Consider the following 22,660-nt stretch of genomic DNA (forward strand, 5'->3'; position numbering starts at 1 on the left):
CGTTTATTTATTAATTTTTTATGAACAAAGTTAAGGTCAGTTTATAAAATGTTTAGATTTGATTTCGGCTCTATTCGCTCTGAATCTGTCATATTAACTGTGTAGGCAGTTTGACTTTCTTTTCACGCCAACAGCTTACATCAAATACTCAAAACTATTTAACCAAGCAATAAAAAACACACCAAATTTCGATTGAAAGGGGACAGGCAATGCTTTTATCAGACAGCACTATAAAAGCGGCAAAAGAAGCTAATTTAATTGATTACATGCTTACATATCATCCTGACTGTGTTATGGACTATTACGGTATCCGGGATATAAGCCACGATAGTCTGGTTCTGTATCCTGATTCATTCTGTCGTTATTCCACCGGGGAAGTCAAGGACAGCATTTACTATCTGGTGCATTATCAAGGCTATGAATGGAGGGACGCTGTCCTAAAACTCAAAAAGTTTTCAGAATCTCATCCTGATGAATCCCCAATGGCCCGTTGCTTCTCTGGTAAGAAAAAGGAATCCCATTTCTACAAGCCTATACAGACGAACCATATTAATTCAATCCGTGAATACCTCCACTATGAACGGGGAATCTCACTCCCCACCATAGATACGCTGATTCAGCAGAAGAAAATCTATGCCGCAACTGCCCCCGGTTATGGGGCTGATTATGTCTGCTTTTCAAACTCACATATGGGTTTTTACTCCCTCCGCAACATATCAGGTGAGGGTATGCCTAAACTGCTGTTCACAAAGAAACCAGGGGGATTCTGGTGGTTCACAACAGAAAAGCCTTGGCAACCGGATAATCTAATTGAGCGGCTGGCCTGCCCTATGCCTGTTTACTCTATGGATACACCTATCTATGTATTTGAAGCACCCATAGACGCAATCAGTTTTTATGAACTTTACGAGGAACCGGGAATCTATACTGCCATGGGTGGACTAAAGGATACAGCTCTTGATAAAATCCTTAACGCTTTCCCCATTTACAAAGAGGATCACAGGCTCTACCTTGACAGGCAAGTGATACTTGCGGTTGACAGGGACGGAGCCGGGGACAGATTTTCAGAGAAACACAATCAATTTGAGCGGATTAAACCAACAGGAAAAGACTGGAACGAGGATTTAACTTCTTCCGCATAAAGAAAAAGGATGGGCTGCTGATACCGATAGTCCATCCTTTTCCATGTTTATATATTAACTTGCTGTTATCCCGTCCGTCCTGTCTTTCATTTCATCCACACAATAGCGAATGAATCCAGACGCACTTGAAAAACCATATTGATTCACGCACCCATTAATATAATCCCATTCACTCTTTGTAAGGTTCAATGCCAGTTTATAACTTTTGGGATTCTCTGTCTTTGGCTTTTGCTCCCAGAATGGCTTTATCCCTAAGTTATGGGAAATGTTATCCAGATGTGTTTCTTTTACTCCCAGATTTTCCGCAACAAACTTTTTGGAACGGATTATTTTTGATTTACTCATTTCTATAAACTGCCTATCCGTGTTGTTCTGGATTCTTGTATGGCTGAATGTTGTTTCCGGCTCCTGATTTAGGAACATTGATAGAATTGCATACTGTTCCGGTGATTTTTTCTGCCACCGCCGAATCTGGCCGATTAAAGCGGCTCCTAATACTATACTCCCAAAATGATGGGAAATAAATTCTTCACCGTACCTATCACATAAATTCATGGATAACCGTTTATAGTCTACACTGTAATACATATCCTTTCTGGCAAGTCCATATCCGGCATTTAGTAATCCCTCATATAGATTGTTATATCCATCTGTCGGTCCTGCTTCTAACGGCATTTTCAAATATCTTGTGAGCATTTTTGTAAATTCCAGTTCCGTTTCTGATACCTGATAATCCGCACTGTCCGTATCTTTGTATTCCGGCAGGATAAAGTTATTGTTCAGTTCATTCTTGTATTCCCTTTGGCGGGTTATCAAATAACATTTATGTTTCTGACAGACTGACACATATGGTATCTGGTGGCTTAAATGCCAATATGTCTCTCCATGCTTCTTAAAATCTTCCTGCATACAGAGAGGGCAGGATTTCAGTTCCATTGATTCATACGGCTTGGATATTTTCACTGGAAAATTAATCTTTCCATGCTTCGTCATTTCAAGAATATTATTCTTATTCTCCAAAGGCTGGAAACGGAAGATATATTTAAAAAGTGTGTGGTTTAAGGCAATATCTTCAATATCCAACGTCCCATCCGGGAGCTGCCCTGCAATATCAAAAATCAGATTATTTGGCAGGAAACTACCTAAAGCGGCATGATCCTTACCTCCAAACAATTCACGGAATGTTGCGGCACTGGTTGTATTTCCTGTTCTTATATGATACCTGCATAACACGCTGTACCAAAGTTCATCCGGGTATGGTGTGGGAAAATACTGCAACATTAAAAGCACCTCCGTTCTATCATCTGATAGGTTTCCAAAATCTTAAAGAAATTCTCTGCGGATTCATCCTGCTTCCAGATTGACAGCAGGTCGTCTTTATCCCTGTCCGTCTGCTTTCTCCCACGCTGGGTAGCGTAAAACCGCTTTACGGGCTTTGTAGTGGCTTCTGTTGGCACTTCTGGTTCTTCCTGTGTCTGTATGATAATTTCTTGTACTGGCTTCGGTTCGGAAACTACTGGAAGTGTAATTACTTTTGATTCGTCTACTACACTGCACTCAACCTCAATCTCTGATCCGTCAACTTCATCGACACCGATTGTCTCAAACTCAATCTCCTGTACGGCAAAATCAGAAATAGATGTTCCACCACGGGCATATACTTTCGGCACCTCAATCCCTAAGTAAGACACTGCCTGTTTAATGGATTCATAGGTGATTTTCTCCTTACCGGATAAAATGGCTTGTGTCTGTGCTTCTTGAAATATCTTCACGATATAGGCAGGGATTCCGGCTGACAGATCGTAAATCTGTTTCATCAGTTTTTCGCTCAATTCCGCTTTTTGTAATGTCATTTGATATTCCCATAGGGTAGAAATAAACTTCCGGTAAATCACATCATATTTCATTGGCAACAATCTCAAACCTCTGGTACGTCTCTTTAAGTGTTCCTGCTTCATAAATAAATCTTCGGCTTCCAGTGTTCCACAGAAACAGATTCCGGTACTCGTTTCGTTGGTAAGTTCCACAAGAAATTTAATCAAGGGTCTTGTCTGCTTATTTTTTGCGGCGGTCTGGATTGCGTTCTGTATCTCGTCAATGACAATCAATCCAATATGGTGATTCATGCAAATAATTTTCAACCTCGTTGTCAATGCGCTGGATGATATGCTCTTTAAGCTCCCTGCCTGGGTGAAATATTCCGAACCGATTGCCCGGTCAATGGCAGACAGGATGTTAAAAGCTAGAGTTTTCACACTACAATCAGAGGGACATTCCACTACGAGATAGTTAATCTGTTTCGTATAAAATTGTTTCTCCTTATACTTCGTGTGGATTATCACTTGCGGCATGGTACTCAAGCACCTTTGGATTGTTGATGTTTTACCAATTCCCGGCACTCCCAAAACTGCTCCGCTGTATGCCTGGGTCGAGTAGTTTAATGTACGTTCTCTCCCTGTGCGAAAATCCATATAAATTTCGTTTAACTGCCTTACGGATTCAATCACTGTCTTTGTCTGGTAAGTAGTTGCCATGGCTCTGTAAAGCATATCGTAGAGAGTATACATATAATCCATAGGCTGAAACCATGTTGTCAGTTCCGTCAAATAATTTCTCCGTTCCTGTGGACTTTTCTCTTGAATGTCATACGGAAACTGTATCTCACTTTTCATGCGTTCCGTAAATTCCGCTTTCCCTAATAACTCCGGCAGGGCTTCCAAAAAAAGATTGCCCTGCTCTTTGTCATATTCGGCTGCGACTGTGTTTGTATGCTCGTTTCTATATTTCATCATGCCAACTCCCTCCTGCGATTCTGCTGAATCTCTGTTCCATCAATTTTACCCTTATCAATGCACTCGGCTTCACCTACAATAGATTGGATACTTTGCAATACCTTGATCCGTCCCTCTGTGTCCAGACGTTCCAACTCTTTGCTATTAGCTCTATGCTTATCTTTCTCCATCTGATACTCGGTCTGTGTAGCTCCGATATACTGTTTACAATAGCTTGCAAGTTCAAAAGGTATGTACTCCATACCCTCAATCAGGTATACACGGCTCACATTATTCGGATCGTATGCAATCTGTATTGTATCGCCCACTTTTTTATATTCCATGAGCTTCTTGAACTGCGCTCCTGTATACCAAAGCCCGTTGTTACTGATTCCCTTGCGGGAGAGGGTAGCTGCTTTCCTTGGAAGTCCAAACTGGTAAAGCTGTTCTCTGGATACTGGAATTATCATGGACTTGTTTTCATCCTCATACCAGTTCCATAATCCGGCGGCTGTGGGCGTTGCTTCTCCCACCTGGCTATTCTGGATGATCCGGCAGCTATTAAGATACAAAACACAATGAATCACTACCTTTGTAAAATCTTCCAGTGTCAACACGGCCTGGCTCCTATAATCTACCGCCCACCGTTCCTGTGCGTCTGCTTCGATTACTCCCTTACCTCGTAGGGCCGGTTTGTATTTCTGTTGCATAAGGTCAAAGGACTTCTCCACAAGGCTTTTCCCATCCGGCCTGAATGGCGGCAGGGATTCAAACTCAATCCCGTACTTCATGGCAAGTTCTTCCATACGACTTCCGATAAACTCTTTTCCCTTATCTGTGATGATCTCACCCGGCAGGCCCGTGTTGGGCCATTCTTCCTGTGTTATCTCAATTCCGTATTGTCCGCAAAACTCAACTTTATCCATGGCTGCATTTGCAAGACAATTTATCACCGCCTGTTCTCCTGCGTCTAAGCCTACATAAATTCCGGCTATTAACTGTGTTGCAGTATCCACTGCCATATAGATGTTTGGACGTCCAATCACGGCTGATTTATCTAACCTGGACACAAGGTGTATATCTGCCTGTGTTGCGTCCATCTGATACGCTCCAATTTTATCCCTCCAACTCATAGCACTTCCAAAAAGAGGACGTTTGTTTCTCTGGTAGTCTGTCAATCCGTTTCTGGCAATTGTGTTTCTGGATTTTGCATGATAACCGCCCTCGTAGAAGTAATGGCGGAAACAGTGCCAACTTGGACGAGTTTCTAATAAGCGTCCATCTGCATCCGCGTATTTGGAAAGCAACATCATGTCATAAGCACTTCTTAGGGACATTTTCTTTGCGGAATAATAAAAGGTGTCAATCGCCCAACGGAAGTTTTTCTGTTCCTGCGTCTCCGGCTTCTCTGGAAGTTTCCGTTCCTCTACCAGCGACCGCCCTGCCAACTGACGAAAATATAGTTTTTGAATCCTCTTGACTGTGCTCCCCTCACGCTCTGCCAGTTCCTTAATTTTCCGGTTCCGTATCTGTTTGTCCATGATGTAAAGTTCATCTTCCATAAGTTCAGCTATAAGTTCAAGACGTTTTCTCTGTCCCTCTGTTGGATTCTTTTGCCTGTCAATATATTTTAAGTATTCCTGTGGCGGTTCTATTCTGGGATATAATTTCAAATCCTGTTCTGATACAAAATATGGGCTGCATGGATTCTCATAAGATATAATCCATGCTCCGCTTTCTGCCTTTAACACAATCCTGTAAACCTCTCCTGATATATCAATGAACATAGATTTATTCCCCTTTCTCCATAATGATGATTTTCCAATCCCGGACAGATTCAGATACGGACCAGTACCGTCTGGAAAATTCCAACTTCTCAATAGTGGCTCTCTTTGCTAACGTAGCTTCTGTGGCAACCTCCCGGATACCTATGCTTCCATCTTCAAAGTGAAGAACAAAGTCCGTGGCCCACTCTACGTCAAAATAGTCTTTGCGAATATCAACCGGATTTATAAACTGATACCTCTCCATGTCCAACGCCTGACAGGTTTCATAAGAAACAACCTCCGGCTCCTGTTCCAATATCCTTGCATACTCTCTAGCCTCCCTACTGTGGACACATACCACCTTTTTGTTTTTATCACTGCGAAAACTTATGTCCCTACGTTTTACCCCTGCTTTGTCCATTCAACTCACTCCTTATCAAAATTAGATTTAGTCAGCGAATGAATTAATCCCAATTTTAAAAACCCCATCCCCAAAACCAAAAACTCCAATTAATTCCGAATTAATCTTAATTTTTGTAGCCAAATTCTCCAATTAATTCATAGAGCCAGTCGAATTAATCCTAGTTTTTGTAGCCAAATTCTTGGATTAATTCAATATCAACCGAATTATTCCGAGTTTTTGTAGCCAAATTCTCCGATTAATTCAAAATCCGGAGCCAAAAACTCCGATTAATTCCAATTAATTAGAATTACTTTGTTCAGGTGCGAATGAAAACCACCCTTTTGTCCAGATTAAAATAGACTTTTTTATTTCAGCATTTTAGACGTTTAGATGTGTCTGATTCTGGTTTTGTTTCTGTTTCCGTTCCTGTTTTCAGATACAACCTTTCCCTTAGATACGGATACAGAATCTAACTGCAATACTCATAAAACCTTGTAGATACGTTGTTTTTGACTTGTTTCAGATTTTTTTCTTTCCTTTTTCGTCCTTCGTATAATTGGATAGAGTAGGGACAGATACAGAAACAGAGCCGGCAGGATCTTAAATCCTGTCGGCTCTGCAAGCTTATTACTTTATTCTATTTTCGGTTGGACAACAGACACGGAACCGGAGGGATGGGAACACAACTATTCAAACTCAATCGTAGCCGGCGGCTTCCCCGTGCAATCATACAGCACCCGGTTAACCCCCTTCACCTCATTCACAATCCTGCTGGTCACCTTCCCCAGTACCTCCCAGGGAATCTGCGCAGCCTCCGCGGTCATGAAATCAGATGTAAGCACGGCCCTCAGTGCAACCGCATAATCATACGTCCTCTCATCACCCATGCATCCCACGGAGCGCATATTGGTAATGGCTGCAAAGTACTGCCCCAGGTCCTTATCCACCCCGGCCTTTGCAATCTCTTCCCTGTAAATCGCATCCGCATCCTGTACAATCCTTACCTTATCAGCCGTTACCTCGCCGATGATCCTGACGCCAAGGCCCGGACCCGGGAATGGCTGCCTGAATACCAGATATTCCGGAATCCCCAGTTCCAAACCAGCCTTACGCACCTCATCCTTAAACAGCAGACGGAGAGGCTCCACCAGTTCCTTAAAGTCAACGTGCTCAGGAAGCCCGCCCACATTGTGGTGGGATTTGATGACAGCGGACTTGCCGAGGCCTGACTCAATCACATCCGGGTAGATGGTTCCCTGAACCAGATAATCCACCGCGCCAATCTTCTTTGCCTCTTCTTCGAATACACGGATGAATTCCTCGCCTATGATCTTGCGCTTTGCCTCTGGCTCTTCCACGCCCTTCAGCCTTGCATAGAACCTCTCCTGGGCATTCACACGGATAAAGTTCAAGTCATACTGTCCTTTGGGGCCGAATACGGCTTCTACCTCGTCCCCCTCATTCTTCCTCAAAAGGCCATGGTCAACGAACACGCAGGTCAGCTGCTTACCGATTGCCTTGGACAGCATGACCGCAGCAACCGAGGAATCCACTCCGCCGGAAAGCGCGCACAGCACCTTCCCGTCGCCAATCTTCTCCCTCAGCGCCTTAATCGTGGTATCTACGAATGAATCCATCTTCCAGTCCCCGGAACAACCGCAGACATTGTAGACAAAGTTGGACAGCATCCTGGTTCCCTCTTTTGTATGGACTACCTCAGGATGGAACTGAACCCCATAGAAATTCCTTTCCGCACACTCCATACCCGCAACCGGGCATGATTCCGTATGGGCTGTAATCCTGAATCCGGCAGGCACCTGGGCGATATAGACCCCATGGCTCATCCAGCACACGGTCTTGGGCGATACTCCCTCAAACAGCTTGCTGGATGTATCCACATCCACCTCCGTGTGTCCATACTCGCTGACAACCGCTTTCTTGACAACGCCCTCCAGCAGATAACTCATCAGCTGGGCTCCATAACAGATTCCAAGAACCGGTATCCCCAGTTCAAATATCTCCCTGGAACAGCGCGGAGCGCCGTCTTCAAATACCACATCCGGTCCGCCTGTGAAAATGATTCCCTTGGGATTCATCTCCTTAATCCTGTCCAGGCTCATATTGTAAGGATGGACTTCACAGTATACATTGCACTCGCGGACGCGGCGCGCAATCAGCTGATTATACTGACCGCCAAAGTCCAAAACGATAATCATCTCTCTATCCATGAGATTTCTTCCTCCATGTCATGTCTTTTCTGGATATTCCCGCCAAAACCTAAAATCCAAACTACCTCTCCCTATACCATGACCCAATTTATCAGAAAATATTTATATCCGCATAAATTGAAAGAGATTGTACAAAATAGTACAATCTCTTTTTTATCTTTCGTATGAATATATTATACGGCACCCTGCCGCAAATAGCAAGTAATTTCGACAATTTTCTCAGACTTTTTTCTACCCCCATTTTCCATGTGGTTTTTCCGGCTTCAACTCCAATCCGCCCAAGCCCGCGCCATCATCCTGTCTATGAATCCATCCCTGCCTCATGCTGTCTGTCCATGTCCAGGTATTTCTTAATATAGATTCCGGTATAGGAAGCAGGATTCGCGGCCACGTCCTCCGGCGTTCCCTTGGCAATCACGGTACCGCCCTTGTCACCGCCTTCGGGTCCGATGTCAATGATATAATCAGCCGTCTTAATCACATCCAGATTATGCTCAATGACCACCACCGTATTACCGCCGTCAGACAGCCTGCGGAGGATATCAATCAGCTTGTGCACGTCTGCAAAATGCAGCCCCGTGGTAGGCTCGTCCAGGATATAGATGGTCTTGCCCGTGCCGCGCTTGGACAGTTCGGTTGCCAGCTTGATACGCTGGGCCTCACCGCCTGACAGCTCCGTGGAAGGCTGGCCCAGCCTGATGTAACCCAGGCCCACATCATACAGGGTCTGTATCTTCCTGGTGACAGATGGGACATTCTCAAAGAACTTAAGCGCCTCCTCCACCGTCATATCCAGCACGTCATAAATGCTCTTGCCCTTGTACTTCACATCCAATGTCTCACGGTTATACCGTTTGCCGCCGCAGACCTCACATGGCACATATACATCAGGAAGGAAATGCATCTCAATCTTGATGATTCCGTCGCCGCTGCAGGTCTCGCACCGCCCGCCCTTGACGTTAAAGCTGAACCGTCCCTTGGTATATCCCTTTGCCTTTGCATCCACTGTGGATGCGAACAGATCACGGATTAAATCAAACACGCCTGTATAGGTGGCCGGATTAGACCTTGGCGTACGTCCGATGGGGGACTGGTCTATGGCAATGATCTTATCCAGCTGTTCCGTGCCGTCTATTCCCTTGTGCCTGCCGGGTATGGTCCTTGCACGGTTCAGTTTCCTGGCCAGGGACTTGTACAGGATTTCATTGACCAGTGAACTCTTGCCGGAACCGGATACTCCTGTGACACAGGTCATGACGCCCAGTGGGAAATCCACATTGATGTTCTTCAGGTTATTCTCAGCAGCCCCCCGTACCGTAATCCAGCCCGTGGGCTTCCTGCGCTCAGCCGGCACAGGTATCCTAAGCCTGCCGCTTAAATACGCCCCTGTCACAGAATCCTGGTTATCCATGATTTCCTGGGCCGTACCCATGGCAATTACCTGTCCGCCATGTTCGCCTGCCCCAGGACCGATGTCCACGATACAGTCCGCTGCCAGCATGGTATCCTCGTCGTGTTCCACCACCAGCACGCTGTTGCCCAGGTCCCGCAGATGAATCAGGGTCTTTAAAAGCTTGTCATTATCCCTCTGATGAAGGCCGATGCTTGGCTCGTCCAGGATATAGGCAACGCCCACCAGGCCCGAACCGATCTGGGTCGCCAGACGGATCCGCTGTGCCTCCCCGCCTGACAGGGTTCCGGTTGCCCTGGAAAGGGACAGATAATCCAGCCCCACGTCAATAAGGAAACAGATTCTGGCCCGTATCTCCTTGAGGATGGACGCCCCAATGGCCAGCTGCATATTGGTAAGCTTCAATCCATCCAGGAAATCCTTGAACTTCACAATGGACATATTGGTGGCCTGGAAGATATTCATATCCCCCACCGTAACTGCCAGTGACTCCTTCTTAAGCCTCTGCCCCTTACACGCAGGACAGGGGGTAATCCGCATATAGGTTTCGTACTCTGCCTTGGATGCCTCGGAAAATGTCTCCTTATAACGCCGGTTCACATTCTCAACCAGGCCCTCAAAAGCCACGTCATACACGCCCTCGCCCCTCTGGCTCTTATAGCGTACCTTGACTTCCTTCCCCCCCGTACCGTACAGAATCACGTCCTGGATTTCCTTTGGATAGTCCTGGAAAGGAGTGTCCAGACGGAACTTATATTCCTTGGAAAGCGCCTCGAGGATTGCCCTTGTAAAGCTTCCCTTGTCCGTACAGGACTGCCATCCCAGCACCACAATGGCGCCGTCATCAATGGAAAGGGACTTGTCGGGAATCATCAGGTCCTCGTCAAACTCCATCTTATATCCAAGTCCGAAACACTCCGGACACGCGCCGAAGGGGTTGTTAAAGGAAAAGCTTCTGGGCTCCACCTCATCCACGCTGATACCGCAGTCCGGGCAGGAAAAGCTCTGGCTGAAGTTCACCGGTTCCCCGTCCGTCACATCCACGGTCATAAGCCCGCCGCTGAGGGCCATCACGGTCTCAATGGAATCCGTAAGACGCTTTTCAATGCCTTCCTTCACGATCAGACGGTCCACTACCACTTCTATGTTATGCTTGATATTCTTATCCAGCCTGATATCTTCCGAAAGCTCATAAAGGTTCCCGTCAATGCGCACCCTCACATAACCGCTCTTGCGCGCCTGGTCCAGAACCTTCACATGCTCGCCCTTACGCCCCCTGACAACAGGAGCCAGAAGCTGGATTTTGGTACGTTCCGGCATCTGCATGATATGGTCCACCATCTGGTCAATGGACTGCTTGTGTATCTCCTTGCCGCACTTGGGACAGTGTGGAATACCCACCCTGGCATACAGAAGCCTCATGTAATCATAAATCTCGGTCACGGTACCCACCGTGGAACGCGGGTTCCGGTTCGTGGACTTCTGGTCTATGGAAATGGCCGGCGACAGCCCTTCTATGCTCTCCACATCCGGCTTCTCCATCTGTCCCAGGAACTGGCGGGCATAGGAAGACAGGGACTCCATATAACGCCTCTGCCCTTCCGCATAGATGGTATCAAAAGCCAGTGATGACTTACCGGACCCGGACAGTCCGGTCAGCACCACCAGCTCGTTTCTCGGTATATCCACGGATATATTCTTCAGATTATGCTCATTGGCCCCGCGGATTTTAATGTACTGCTTTGCCATTCAAAATGCTCCTTGTCTCTTATCAGTAATCTTTACTTAAAACTCTCCCCAAAGTGTATGGCGTAAGTATATCACATTCCACCGTCATTTGCAAACATTTGTTCGATGAAATGCTGTAGGATTGCTGGAACTTCTTCCAGCAGGCTCCTTGCATTGACACGTTCCGACATCTGATGCGCATCCCTGCCCACGGGGCCGAACAGAAGGGCCGGAACCTGGAAAACAGACATGGCGTCCAGGTTCATTCCATACAGCTTCCCCCACAGAGGGGCATTGGCCGCATAAGCCTTAAGCTCCTCCATATCCGGCCCTGCGCAGTAACTTAAATCCGAGATACCACAACAGTAATTGCGCTTTCCCAGCCGGATACCGCAGGTCTCCCCCGCTGCCTTTTGAAGCATTTCATAGAGCGCGCTTCCCTGTCCTGTCCTTCCCGGCAGGCGGTCACTGTGAAAAGCCGGATAATACGGCGGTGCAAATGCAATCACCATGATAGGCGCCGTAATCCCTGAATAGGTCAGGGCTGCATCCATGATTTCCAGGGTCGCCCGGGGATAGTTCCACTGGCCCAGGCGGATACGTTCCCCCGCATCCTCATACAGCGCCCTGAACCATTTTCCCGCCTCCTCCCCATGCCGCTCCCGGCACAGCCTTACCAGTTCCCCGTACTCCATGACACAGCGGGACAGATCCACATCCGGCAGGGCTGCGCCGGACCGGACCGCTGCCTCCCGGGCCTCCATCCGTTCCATATAAGAGGAAAATGCCTCCCGCCCAATCTCCTTAAGCCGTCCCATGACAGAATCCGCCGTCTTCCCAAACCCCAGCATGCTCATATAGCCCGCTGCCCGGTGGGGCACCGACACATCATACCCTTCCTTGCGGTCCCTCAGGTTAAACCAGGTGGGCGGCGGACACGGTTCCCCTTCCCATCGTTCTGAAAACTCAGGGGCCAGCTCCGTGCGCATGAACATTTCCGCCAGGACCCCGATTGCGTTCAATCCACGGAAACAATCCACCACATGCGCCTTCACGCCCTGGACCAGCACCGCGGGCATGGTCTTCCCCACAGACCCGATATAGATCTGCTGCCTGCCATCCTCATTAAAACTGGGCTCCAGATCCACCAGGCATCCATACTCCAGGCCAAACTGTTCCTGCAGCCCCGTAAAAAACGGAATGGACCCCCTCATACCGGCTGAATAAGCCTCCTCATCCGCCACCGCGGCAAACAGAAGGCAGCCCGGCAGTTCCGGATGTTCCAGCATCAATTGCCCATACCAGTCCATCAGGGCCATGCCCACCGCAAGTCCCCCCTTCATGTCGTTGACACCCCGCCCGAACAGCCATTCCCCTGTCTCAAAATCCGCCCTGGCCTCCTCAGGCAGCATTGACATCAGGTCCTCCAGTTCCTTTCCCTGCGCCAGCTTCCACGCCTCCACATCATACGCATAGGGCCGGAAATCCCCATACTCCTCAGTATCCACCACATCATAATGCCCGGTAAGGATAACTGTCCTTGAAGTGCTCCCCTTCACCAGCCCATAAGGGGTCCCCCGGGACAGGATATCCCCCTCCAGCCCATACATTCCCGTAAGTTCAGGATGCGCCTTAAAATACGGCTGCCGCCCCAGCTCCTCCCTTATGTAATCCCCTGCCGCCTGTTCCTCCCTGCTGTTGGAAATACTGGGGATTGCAACCAGTTCCTTCATATAACGGTAAATCTCATTTTTCATTTCCATAATCATCCGCCTCACTGTCAATTATCCGATGAACATTTTGCAGCATCGATTGCCAGGGCCGCCATAAGCACATACAATGCGTCTTCCGGGTTTCCAATCTCAAGCACATATGTATCAGTCAGCTTAAACAGCTGCTTGGACAGCCCCGCTACCCGTCTCCCCATGGCATCCTCTATGTAATAATCCCATTCCAGGATATCCCCAGCAATATGCCATCCCCTGACATCCATCTTAAAAGACGGCCTGAAAAACGTGAATTCCTTCCAAACCTCCCCCACCAGCCGTTCACCCACATACAGCCGGAACCTTGGCAAGAAAGTAAGCACCTCCTGCTTAACAGTACCCAGATGCCTTCCCTGCGCATCATATATCTCCAGCCTGTGTCCCCAGGCCAATTTCCCCTGGACCGTATAAACCGTCCTGCCGTCCTCATCAAAAACATCGTAACTGTCAAACCACGAGAAAAACCTCTGCCGAAACAATAACTTCATCCCACATCCTCTTTCTCCGGCCCACACCCGGCCATAGTCCAAAATCCTTATGGAATCATCCGCTTCTAATCATAACAGCATAATCCCCCTTGTCAAGCCATCCCAAAAACTCCCATGCCATTCTCTGCCAGAAACTAACACCACCGCGCTCCCCTTTTTGAAGCGCCAGCAGATGTCCACCACCATCCCACGCCCTCTTTTCTGAAGCGTCAGCGGACGTCCACCACCACCACCCGCCCCTTTTCTGAAGCGTCAGCGGACGCCCACCACCACATTCAAGTGCCGACGGACTCCCACCCCTGCCAGTTTAAAAGAGCCGAATGGCGCTGCAGCATACGGCCGCAGCGCCATCCCAATTCTCCCACGGACAAAATCCCTCCCCCGTCCGCGTCCATTCGACGTAACCTACCTCTCCTCCCTGAAATAAGCCAGTCCCAGGCTCTCAGGCGGCTGATACTCCCTCTTCTTCCTCAAGCTGGTAATCACCAGCACCACAATGGTCACAACATATGGCAGGGCCTTGAAAATCTCCTGGGCCCCCCTGTCCAGTCCCGGGATATAGAGATAAAGGATATACAGGCCGCCGAACAATATGGAGCCCCAGATTGCATTGACCGGCTTCCACAGTGCGAAGATGACAAGTGCGATGGCCAGCCAGCCCCTGTCGCCAAATCCGTTATTGGTCCAGGTCCCGCCGGAATACTCCATCACAAAGTACAGTCCCCCAAGTCCGCTGATACCGCCGCCCACACAGGTGGCCAGGTACTTGTACGCAGTCACGTTAATGCCCGCTGCATCCGCGGTTGCCGGACTCTCGCCCACAGCCCTCAGGTTCAGCCCCTTCCTGGTCTTACCCAGGAAGAAAGCCAGTACAATTGCCAGGAGGACCGCCAGATAGGTAAGGAATCCATAGGAAAACAATACCTGCCCCACCACTCCCAGCTTAGAAAGCCCAGGAACCGGCGTCTTGTAGGCCGCGCCCGTAACCGCCACGGAAATCTGTCCCACGCCGCCTGCCAGCTTTGCAAGGGAACCGCCGAAGAAGTTGCCGAAGCCCACGCCAAAGGTGGTCAGGGCCAGACCCGTGACATTCTGGTTGGCCCGCAGCGTAATGGTCAGCACACTGTACACCAGACCGCCCAGGGCCGCGCATGCGAATGCGCACAGGAAGGAAATCAGCATCCCCACAAAGCCGTTAGGTGTCCCCACTGAATTTTCATATAAAAATGCACCAATCAGTCCTGCAATCCCGCCCATGTACATCATCCCGGGAATACCCAGGTTCAGGTTGCCGGACTTCTCCGTCATGATCTCGCCCAGGGCGCCGTACAGAATCCCTATGCCCTGCCCAATGGCCTTCTGAATGAATATAACTAAAAATCCCATATCCTTGTCCTCCCTCCTAAGCCTGTGTGTCTTTGCGCCTGCTGCGCACCGCTACTTTGTAATTGATGAAAAACTCACAGCCCAGGATAAAGAACAGGATGATTCCCGTTATGACATCAGAGGCATTTTCATTCAGGTTGAACTGTGACGCGATCTGCCCCGCGCCCTTCTGCATGAATACCAGGAAAAAGGATACCAGGACCATGGCAAATGCATTGAACTTGCTGAGCCATGACACTATGATTGCCGTAAATCCCCGTCCTCCCGCCGTGCTGGTGGATATGGTGTGGCTTGCGCCGCTTACAATGATAAAACCGGCAATGCCGCAGATAGCCCCGGACAGGGCCATGGTGCGAAGGATTACCTTCTTCACATTGATACCCGCGTACCTGGCCGTGTTCTCACTCTCACCCACCACAGCAACCTCATACCCCTGCTTGCTGTATTTCAGGTAAATGAACATGGCCAGGGTCAGAACCAGGACGATTACCAGGTTCCACCCGTAGTCCAGCCCAAAAAGCTTGGGAAGCCAGCCGCCTTTTGTAGCGGAGTTGATGGTGCCCACCGAGTTGGACCCCTTTGGGTTCTCCCAGAAGATAATGCAGTATGTGATGACCTGCATTGCCACATAATTCATCATCAGTGTAAATAGTGTCTCATTGGTATTCCAGTATGCCTTGAAAAATGCCGGAATTGCAGCCCAGACCATGGCGGACAGCGCGCTTCCCGCCAGCATCAGCGGGAACAGCAGGATTGGCGGAAGGGAATTACCCAGATAAATCATCATGGCCGCCGATGTGACGCCCCCGATCAGGACCTGCCCCTCGGCGCCGATATTCCAGAACCGCATCTTAAATGCCGGGGTAATGCCGATTGCAATGCACAACAGGACCAGGGTGTCCCGTATGGTCATCCAGACTCGCCGTTTGGTTCCCACCGCTCCGTCAAACACCCCTTTGTACACTTCAATGGGATTCAGGCCAGTAAGCGCGAAGATAACGCCTGCACAGACAATCAGGGATATGAGGACCGCCGCCAGCCTGATAAGCCACGCCTTGTACGGCTCTATGCCGTCACGTTTGGATATATGCATCAGAGGTTCCTTTACCGATACCGCTGTCATTTCCTTACTCACTCTGGTCACCTCCTACTTTTGTCATCATCAGGCCCACGCCCTCTTTGGTGGCTGTCCTGCCGTCCACGATACCGCTTATCCGGCCGCCGCACAGCACCAGGATACGGTCGCACAGTTCCAGAAGCACATCCAGGTCCTCTCCCACACAGATGACCGCCGCCCCCTGCTGCTTCTGTTCATTGAGCAGATGGTAGATGGTATAGGATGAATTGATGTCCAGCCCCCGCACAGGGTAGGCAACCATAAGTACCTTGGGATTGGAGGAAATCTCACGTCCCACCAGGACCTTCTGCACATTTCCGCCGGACAGCTTGCGCACCGGCGTGGTGACGCCGGGGGTCACCACCTCCAGCTCCTCGATGATATGCTCCGCCAGGCTTCTGGGCGTCTTCCTGTCCGCAAAGAAAGGACGGCCGTTCCGGTAGCCCCTGAGCATCATGTTGTCCGTCATATCCATGGAACCCACCAGTCCCATGCCCAGCCTGTCCTCAGGCACAAAGGAGAGCTTCACACCCAGCTTGCTGATGGCGGAAGCCGACATGCCTGCCAGGTTCTTTTCCCCGCCCTCAGGCGGATAATATGTAATGGTTCCCGACTCCATGGGCTGTAAGCCTGCAATGGATTCCAAAAGTTCCTTCTGTCCGCTTCCCGCGATTCCGGCCACCCCCAGTATCTCTCCGCTGTATGCGGTAAAGGTGGCGTTGTCCAAAGTCCTGACACCTTCCTTATTCAAACAGGTGACCCCCTGTACCTCCAGACGCTTCTGGGGATTGACAGGCTCCGGGCGGTCGATATTCAGGCTGACCTTCTTGCCTACCATCATTTCGGTCAGGGACTCCTCCGTTGCCTCGGCTGTCTGCACGGTCCCGATGTACTGGCCCTTGCGCAGCACGGAGACCCGGTCTGACAGCGCCAGCACCTCATGGAGTTTATGGGTGATGATGATGATGGAATGGCCTGCCTCGCGCATATTGCGCAGGACTGCGAAAAGACGGTCTGTTTCCTGGGGTGTGAGGACCGCCGTGGGCTCGTCCAGGATCAGGATATCCACACCGCGGTACAGAAGCTTGACAATCTCCACGGTCTGCTTCTGGGATACGGACATGGTGTATATCTTCTGGTCCGGGTCCAAATCGAAGCCGTATCTGCCCGTCAGTTCATTAATCCGTGCCGCCACGCTTTTCATGTCCAGGATTTCTTTTCCTGAAAGGCCCAGGATGATGTTTTCCGCCGCGGTCAGGACATCCACCAGTTTAAAATGCTGGTGGATCATGCCGATTCCCAATGCAAATGAATCCTTGGGCGAACGGATGGCCACCTCTTTTCCATTCACATATATCTGCCCCTCATCCGGGTAGTAGATTCCCGATATCATGTTCATGAGGGTGGTCTTCCCGCTTCCGTTCTCACCCAGGATGGACAGTATCTCCCCCCGCTTGACAGACAGGCATACTTTGTCATTGGCAGTTACCTTGCCGAATCGTTTTGTGATGTTTTTCAGTTCAATTGCGTATTCTCCGCTCACCCGGCAGACCTCCATTTTTATTATTTTTATCTTGCTTGCGGCAGGGCGCTGTACCAGTCCGTGTTTGAAAATCCATTCCCGCCATGCACCCCAATGCCTCCGTGGAAAAAAGCGGAGCCAGTCAGATAGCTCCGCTTTTGCAGCTTTTACAAATTCACCCAGCCTGGTACCTGCGGGAAATTAGTTGTCAATTGTATTAATTCCGTCAATCAGTATGTCGAATGCGGGCGCAGATGCAAATTCGGACTCATGGAAATATCCGTCGGAAATGTACTCATTGCCGTCATCCTTCTTATATTTATCCAGTGTCTCGCCCTTAACGGTCCAGGTGGAGGTATCGAACACATGAAGCTCGCCTGCTGCCAGTTTGGCCTCAACCTCTTCCACCTTTTCCTTGGTTCCCGGGGCAACCGCTGCTTCGTTCAGTTCAGTGATAAGCACTGCGCCGTCTGAGAAGCCCTTGCACCAGTCAACCGGAATCTCGGTTCCATCCACAACATGCTGTACGGCCTCGGTCACATATGCGCCCCAGTTGTTGGTGGAGGATGTAAGGGCCTGGGTAGGAGCCGTTGCAATCATGGAAATGTTGTAGCCCACACATGGAACGCCTGCTGCCTCACATGCAGTGGGGGCGCCGGTTGTATCGGCATGCTGGCTGATCAGCACGCAGCCATCGGAAATCAGGGCGTCTGCCGCTTCCTTTTCCAGGTCAAAGCTGGCCCAGCTGTTGGTGTACTTAACTTCCATGGTGGCATCCGGGCATACGGAGCGCACGCCTAAGAAGAAGGAGGTATATCCGCTGATAACCTCAGCATACGGATAAGCGCCCACATAACCGATCTTGCAGGCATCCTTTGCAACGGTCCCGTCCTCTATCATCTGGTTCAGCTTCAGTCCGGCAACCACGCCAGACACGTAACGCGCTTCATAAATAGCCGTGAAATAGTTATGCATGTTGCTCAGTCCGCTGGATGCTGCCTGGAAACCGGTAGCATGGCAGAACTGGACCTCAGGATACTCCTTAGCTGCCTCAATCACATAGGACTCATGTCCAAAGCTGTTGGCAAATACAATCTGGCATCCCTGGTCAGCCAGATCCATAGCCGCATCCTGAGCAGTCTCATCCTCCGGGATATTCCATTTAACGATAATCTGGTCATCGGACAGGCCAAGGGCATCCTTCATCTCCATGGCGCCCTTATAATGTGCGGCCGTATAGCCTTCATTCTCATCACCGATGAATACAAAACCAACCTTTAAATCTTCCTTTGCCACACCGCCTGCAGGCGCTGCCTCTTTGGCCTCTGTCTCCCCTGCTTCTGCAGCAGTGGTGTCTGCCGCCGCCTCTGTGGACGCTGCCGGCGCCGCGGTCGTATCTGCTGTTCCGGAACCGCCGCAGGCTGCCAATGACAATGTCATCACACCCGCCATTGCTACGCTGACTAACTTACGTAATTTCATAATGCTCTCCTCCATGAAGTTGGGATATAGGCACATCCAGACGAAAATACGTCAGGTATTGGCTGCCATTGCCCCTGACGTTCCATCGATGTCCTATCCGTTAAAATGTAACACAAATACGTAGTTAAGTATATCACTTTTTCCATCATTGTCAATATTAACCATTTATTTAAAACAATTTTATACACAATAAAGCGGGATTGGTTTAATTTATCACCAATCCCGCCTTATATTCTTAAGCTACGCTTATATTTCAGGCCTGCGCCCGGCCATTTTCACTGAACACCTCGCACATAATCCCGGCGCCCAAACGGAATCCATGACTGAACGTCTCCGTCTTTTCCAGATAAGTAAGCTCCAGATAATGCTCCATCAGGGTATCAAATTCCGCCTTCATTCCCGCGTCCAGCTTCTCCGTGAAGCGCTCCACTTCCTTTAGGGATTCCCTGCACAGGGCCTGGTAATCCGCTGAATCCTGCATCACACAGTCAGCGGGGTGCAGATCCCCTGCATATAACATGTTCAAAATTTTTCCCATTCCTGTTCCTGCCTTTCATCTGTCTGTATGCAACAGGGGCGAAAGCATTCATGCCCCCACCCTGTCCATACTTCCAGAATAGCACAGCCCCAGGTCAATTGCAATGGACGGATGGCTCCTTATTAAATATTTCCATGAACTCCTCACCTGTAATGGTCTCCTTCTCCAGAAGATAAGCGGCAATCTCATGCAGCTTTCCTTCATTTTCCCTGAGGATGTCAAGGGCCTTGGCGTGCTGCCCCTTCACGATGCCCACCACCTGCTCGTCAATGCGTTTCGCTGTCTCAGGCGCGCAGGCCAGGGACGTGTCACCGCCCAGATACTGGTTGGTCACTGTCTCCATGGCAACCATGTCGAATTCATCGGTCATGCCGTAGCGTGTCACCATGGCCCTGGCAATCCTGGTGGCCTGCTCAATATCATTGGACGCTCCCGTTGTGATGGAATGGAAAATCAGTTCCTCCGCAGCACGTCCTCCAGTGAAGGTGGCAATCTTGTTCAGCGCCTCCTCCTTGCTCATGAGATACCGCTCTCCCTGCTCCACCTGCATGGTATAGCCCAGGGCGCCGGAGGTTCTCGGTATGATGGTAATCTTCTGCACAGGTGCGGACTGGGTCTGGCAGGCAGCCACCAGCGCATGCCCCACCTCATGGTATGCCACGATTTTACGTTCTTCCTGGGAAATGACCGCGTTTTTCTTCTGATATCCGGCGATGACGGTTTCCACGCTTTCTTCCAAATCACCCTGGACGACTGCCCCGCGGCCCATGCGTACGGCCCGCAGCGCCGCCTCATTGATGATATTGGCCAGTTCTGCGCCGCTGGCCCCTGCCGTGGCCCTGGCAATGGCGCTGTAGTCCACATCATCGGACATCTTGACATTCTGTCCGTGTACCCTTAGGATGGCCTCCCTTCCCTTCAGGTCAGGAAGTTCCACCGGCACACGCCTGTCAAAACGGCCCGGACGCAGGAGTGCCTTGTCCAGTGATTCCGGGCGGTTGGTGGCGGCCAGGATCACGACCCCCTTCTTGCCGTCAAATCCATCCATCTCGGTCAGCAGCTGGTTCAGGGTCTGTTCCCGCTCATCATTGCCGCTCATACCGCCGCCGTCACGCTTCTTGCCGATGGTATCAATCTCGTCAATGAATACAATACAGGGCGCCTTATCATTAGCCTGCTTAAAGAGGTCGCGGACCTTGGCAGCGCCCATGCCCACGAACATTTCCACAAATTCCGAACCGGATATGGAGAAAAACGGCACATGGGCTTCTCCGGCCACCGCCCTGGCAAGAAGGGTCTTACCGGTTCCCGGAGGGCCTACCAGCAGGGCGCCCTTTGGAAGGTTTGCACCGATATCCGCATACTTCTGGGGATTATGGAGGAAATCCACGATTTCCTTTAAGGCATCCTTGGCCTCCTCCTCGCCTGCCACATCCGCAAATGTGATTCCTGTTTCATTCTCCGCGTAAATCTTGGCATTGGATTTGCCAAAGGTCATGGCGTTGTTGCCGCCCATACGCTTGGAAAGCATACGCCCCATAATCTGCCCGATGATAACAAACATCAGGATCGGGGCCACCCATGACATCAGGAAACTGAGGAGCGGGGACGCCTTGGTGGGAATCTGCCTGGAGTAATTGTCCACCTTCCCCTCACTCTTGGCTGTCTCCAGACGCTGGGCCAGGTTATCTCCCGGCAGGGGCCCTGTCTTATAAGAAGCAACATTCCACTGCTGGTCCTTGGTAGAAAACTGGATCTGCGTCTCATCACTGCTCATGTACACATCTTTTACATTGCCTGCATCCAGCTGCGTGATAAACTCACTGTACGGCACCTCGACGGTATGCTCCATCATAGGGAATACCAGTGCGTTCAGTATCATGACAATCAGGATGACAAGGAAATAATAGTAAATGAACGGTTTTTTGGTTGGACCGTTCTTCATATCCCGCTTTCCATTATCTTCATTCACACCCATATAGGTTCTCCTTTTCTTCTTCATACTCTTCTATAGTATCGCCGGTTAGATACCGGCCTATTACGGCTGGCGGCACTGTTTTACTGGTCATGCAGCATAGTTCCGTGCACTGCAGTGTCATCCGCCATCCATCTGTAAGATAATACGAAAAGCAATATTTGTCAATCTTTTATTGTAAAACTTTATTTACTTTTAATATTTATTGACATTTAATCAGGAATATGGTACAACGGGTACAGAGAACAGGCGTGGATCCAGCTAGGGTTCCAACCAGATATCCGCGCCCTGACAGAGGAGGTATTTATAAACATGACTGAACATACCCCGGATTACAGGACGGTAGGTGAACATTTCCTGGATTTTACCATCACATTCTTTAATCTGGCGAAAAGCAAATATCAGCAGCAGAACCAGATTAAAGCCAACTCCGTGGGTTTCCAGGCCCTTATCCTGTTAAACCAGCCGGGCCGCAGCGCCCCCACCATGTCGGAGCTGGCTGCGCGGCTGGAAATCACCAAGCAGCAGCTGACCAAACTGGTCAATGACCTGGAGGAAAAAGACCTGGTCAGACGGGAGCATGATTCCAGGAACAGACGCCAGGTCTATCTGTACATCACCCCCACCGGAGCCGCCATTGTCAGCCAGTTAAAGGAAGCCATGCTCAGCTGTACCGTGGCAGGCCTGTCGGGTTTCTCAGAACAGGAACTGAAGGAACTGGACAACTGCCTTACGAGTTTATCCGGCTTACTGTCCAAATTCAACCCGGATGCCCCCGGAGCCGTTAAGTGCCCGGAGTTTCCCAGTCTGTGAACAGAACCTTTAAAAAGTTAAAATCCAGGAAATCCCTTTCCTCCCACACATACGGCCGATTCTGCAACAGAATAAACTGGTCGTATGGTTGAAAGTCCGGGATTCCCTGGATTTTCTATTTTAC

16 protein-coding genes and 1 pseudogene are annotated in these 22,660 nt (G+C 49.8%); 2 read left to right on the plus strand and 15 right to left on the minus strand.

Annotation, left to right across the window (positions count from 1 at the left end; all coding sequences use genetic code 11):
- Nucleotides 1-209: 209 nt before the first annotated feature.
- Nucleotides 210-1,142, plus strand: coding sequence for a toprim domain-containing protein (locus MCJ35_RS17335; RefSeq protein ID WP_025486219.1), 933 nt, complete (start codon nt 210-212; stop codon nt 1,140-1,142).
- Nucleotides 1,143-1,196: 54 nt separating this feature from the next.
- On the opposite strand, the gene MCJ35_RS17340 is transcribed toward MCJ35_RS17335, so the two are convergent.
- The 15 genes and pseudogenes from MCJ35_RS17340 to ftsH form a co-directional block, all read right to left on the minus strand.
- Nucleotides 1,197-1,817 carry a hypothetical protein gene (locus MCJ35_RS17340; RefSeq protein ID WP_240299824.1) on the minus strand — a complete coding sequence of 207 codons (621 nt, stop codon included), beginning with the start codon at nt 1,815-1,817 and terminating at the stop codon, nt 1,197-1,199.
- A gap of 150 nt (nt 1,818-1,967) precedes the next feature.
- A pseudogene (locus MCJ35_RS17345) lies at nt 1,968-2,423 on the minus strand (TniQ family protein); the annotation flags it as partial.
- Nucleotides 2,423-3,934 carry an ATP-binding protein gene (locus MCJ35_RS17350; RefSeq protein ID WP_025486216.1) on the minus strand — a complete coding sequence of 504 codons (1,512 nt, stop codon included), beginning with the start codon at nt 3,932-3,934 and terminating at the stop codon, nt 2,423-2,425. The pseudogene MCJ35_RS17345 and the gene MCJ35_RS17350, both read right to left, overlap by 1 nt.
- On the minus strand, nt 3,931-5,700 hold the full coding sequence (locus MCJ35_RS17355; RefSeq protein WP_025486215.1) for a Mu transposase C-terminal domain-containing protein: 1,770 nt from the start codon (nt 5,698-5,700) through the stop codon (nt 3,931-3,933). Before MCJ35_RS17355 ends, MCJ35_RS17350 begins: the two co-directional genes overlap by 4 nt.
- A gap of 4 nt (nt 5,701-5,704) precedes the next feature.
- Nucleotides 5,705-6,100, minus strand: a complete 396-nt coding sequence (locus MCJ35_RS17360; protein WP_008718737.1) for a hypothetical protein — start codon at nt 6,098-6,100, stop codon at nt 5,705-5,707.
- A 668-nt stretch (nt 6,101-6,768) separates the two neighbouring features.
- Nucleotides 6,769-8,310, minus strand: coding sequence for a glutamine-hydrolyzing GMP synthase (gene guaA / locus MCJ35_RS17365; RefSeq protein ID WP_025486214.1), 1,542 nt, complete (start codon nt 8,308-8,310; stop codon nt 6,769-6,771).
- Nucleotides 8,311-8,611: 301 nt separating this feature from the next.
- A complete protein-coding gene (gene uvrA / locus MCJ35_RS17370) occupies nt 8,612-11,470 on the minus strand; it encodes an excinuclease ABC subunit UvrA (protein ID WP_025486213.1) in 2,859 nt (952 codons plus the stop codon).
- 71 nt (nt 11,471-11,541) lie between these two features.
- Nucleotides 11,542-13,212, minus strand: a complete 1,671-nt coding sequence (locus tag MCJ35_RS17375; protein ID WP_240299589.1) for a M20/M25/M40 family metallo-hydrolase — start codon at nt 13,210-13,212, stop codon at nt 11,542-11,544.
- A 17-nt stretch (nt 13,213-13,229) separates the two neighbouring features.
- Nucleotides 13,230-13,703: an LURP-one-related/scramblase family protein gene (locus MCJ35_RS17380; protein ID WP_008718746.1), complete on the minus strand. Its 474-nt coding sequence runs from the start codon at nt 13,701-13,703 to the stop codon at nt 13,230-13,232.
- 405 nt (nt 13,704-14,108) lie between these two features.
- Nucleotides 14,109-15,089 (minus strand): ABC transporter permease, encoded by a 981-nt coding sequence (locus MCJ35_RS17385; RefSeq protein WP_008718748.1) that lies wholly within the window; start codon nt 15,087-15,089, stop codon nt 14,109-14,111.
- Nucleotides 15,090-15,105: 16 nt separating this feature from the next.
- Nucleotides 15,106-16,224 carry an ABC transporter permease gene (locus tag MCJ35_RS17390; protein ID WP_025486207.1) on the minus strand — a complete coding sequence of 373 codons (1,119 nt, stop codon included), beginning with the start codon at nt 16,222-16,224 and terminating at the stop codon, nt 15,106-15,108.
- Nucleotides 16,217-17,749: an ABC transporter ATP-binding protein gene (locus tag MCJ35_RS17395; protein ID WP_240299590.1), complete on the minus strand. Its 1,533-nt coding sequence runs from the start codon at nt 17,747-17,749 to the stop codon at nt 16,217-16,219. Before MCJ35_RS17395 ends, MCJ35_RS17390 begins: the two co-directional genes overlap by 8 nt.
- Nucleotides 17,750-17,929: 180 nt before the next feature.
- Nucleotides 17,930-19,210 (minus strand): BMP family ABC transporter substrate-binding protein, encoded by a 1,281-nt coding sequence (locus MCJ35_RS17400; RefSeq protein WP_240299591.1) that lies wholly within the window; start codon nt 19,208-19,210, stop codon nt 17,930-17,932.
- Nucleotides 19,211-19,463: 253 nt separating this feature from the next.
- The gene (locus MCJ35_RS17405) at nt 19,464-19,748 is read right to left on the minus strand and encodes a DUF6809 family protein (protein WP_025486206.1); all 285 of its coding nucleotides are present in this window, start codon (nt 19,746-19,748) and stop codon (nt 19,464-19,466) included.
- A 94-nt stretch (nt 19,749-19,842) separates the two neighbouring features.
- The gene (ftsH, locus tag MCJ35_RS17410; protein WP_025486205.1) at nt 19,843-21,726 is read right to left on the minus strand and encodes an ATP-dependent zinc metalloprotease FtsH; all 1,884 of its coding nucleotides are present in this window, start codon (nt 21,724-21,726) and stop codon (nt 19,843-19,845) included.
- A gap of 309 nt (nt 21,727-22,035) precedes the next feature.
- Between ftsH and MCJ35_RS17415 the strand changes: the two genes are divergently transcribed.
- A complete protein-coding gene (locus MCJ35_RS17415; RefSeq protein ID WP_025486204.1) occupies nt 22,036-22,536 on the plus strand; it encodes a MarR family winged helix-turn-helix transcriptional regulator in 501 nt (166 codons plus the stop codon).
- Nucleotides 22,537-22,660 lie beyond the last annotated feature (124 nt).

The sequence above is a fragment of the Enterocloster sp. OA13 genome, from assembly GCF_022440595.1.
GTDB classification, from domain to species: domain Bacteria; phylum Bacillota; class Clostridia; order Lachnospirales; family Lachnospiraceae; genus Enterocloster; species Enterocloster hominis.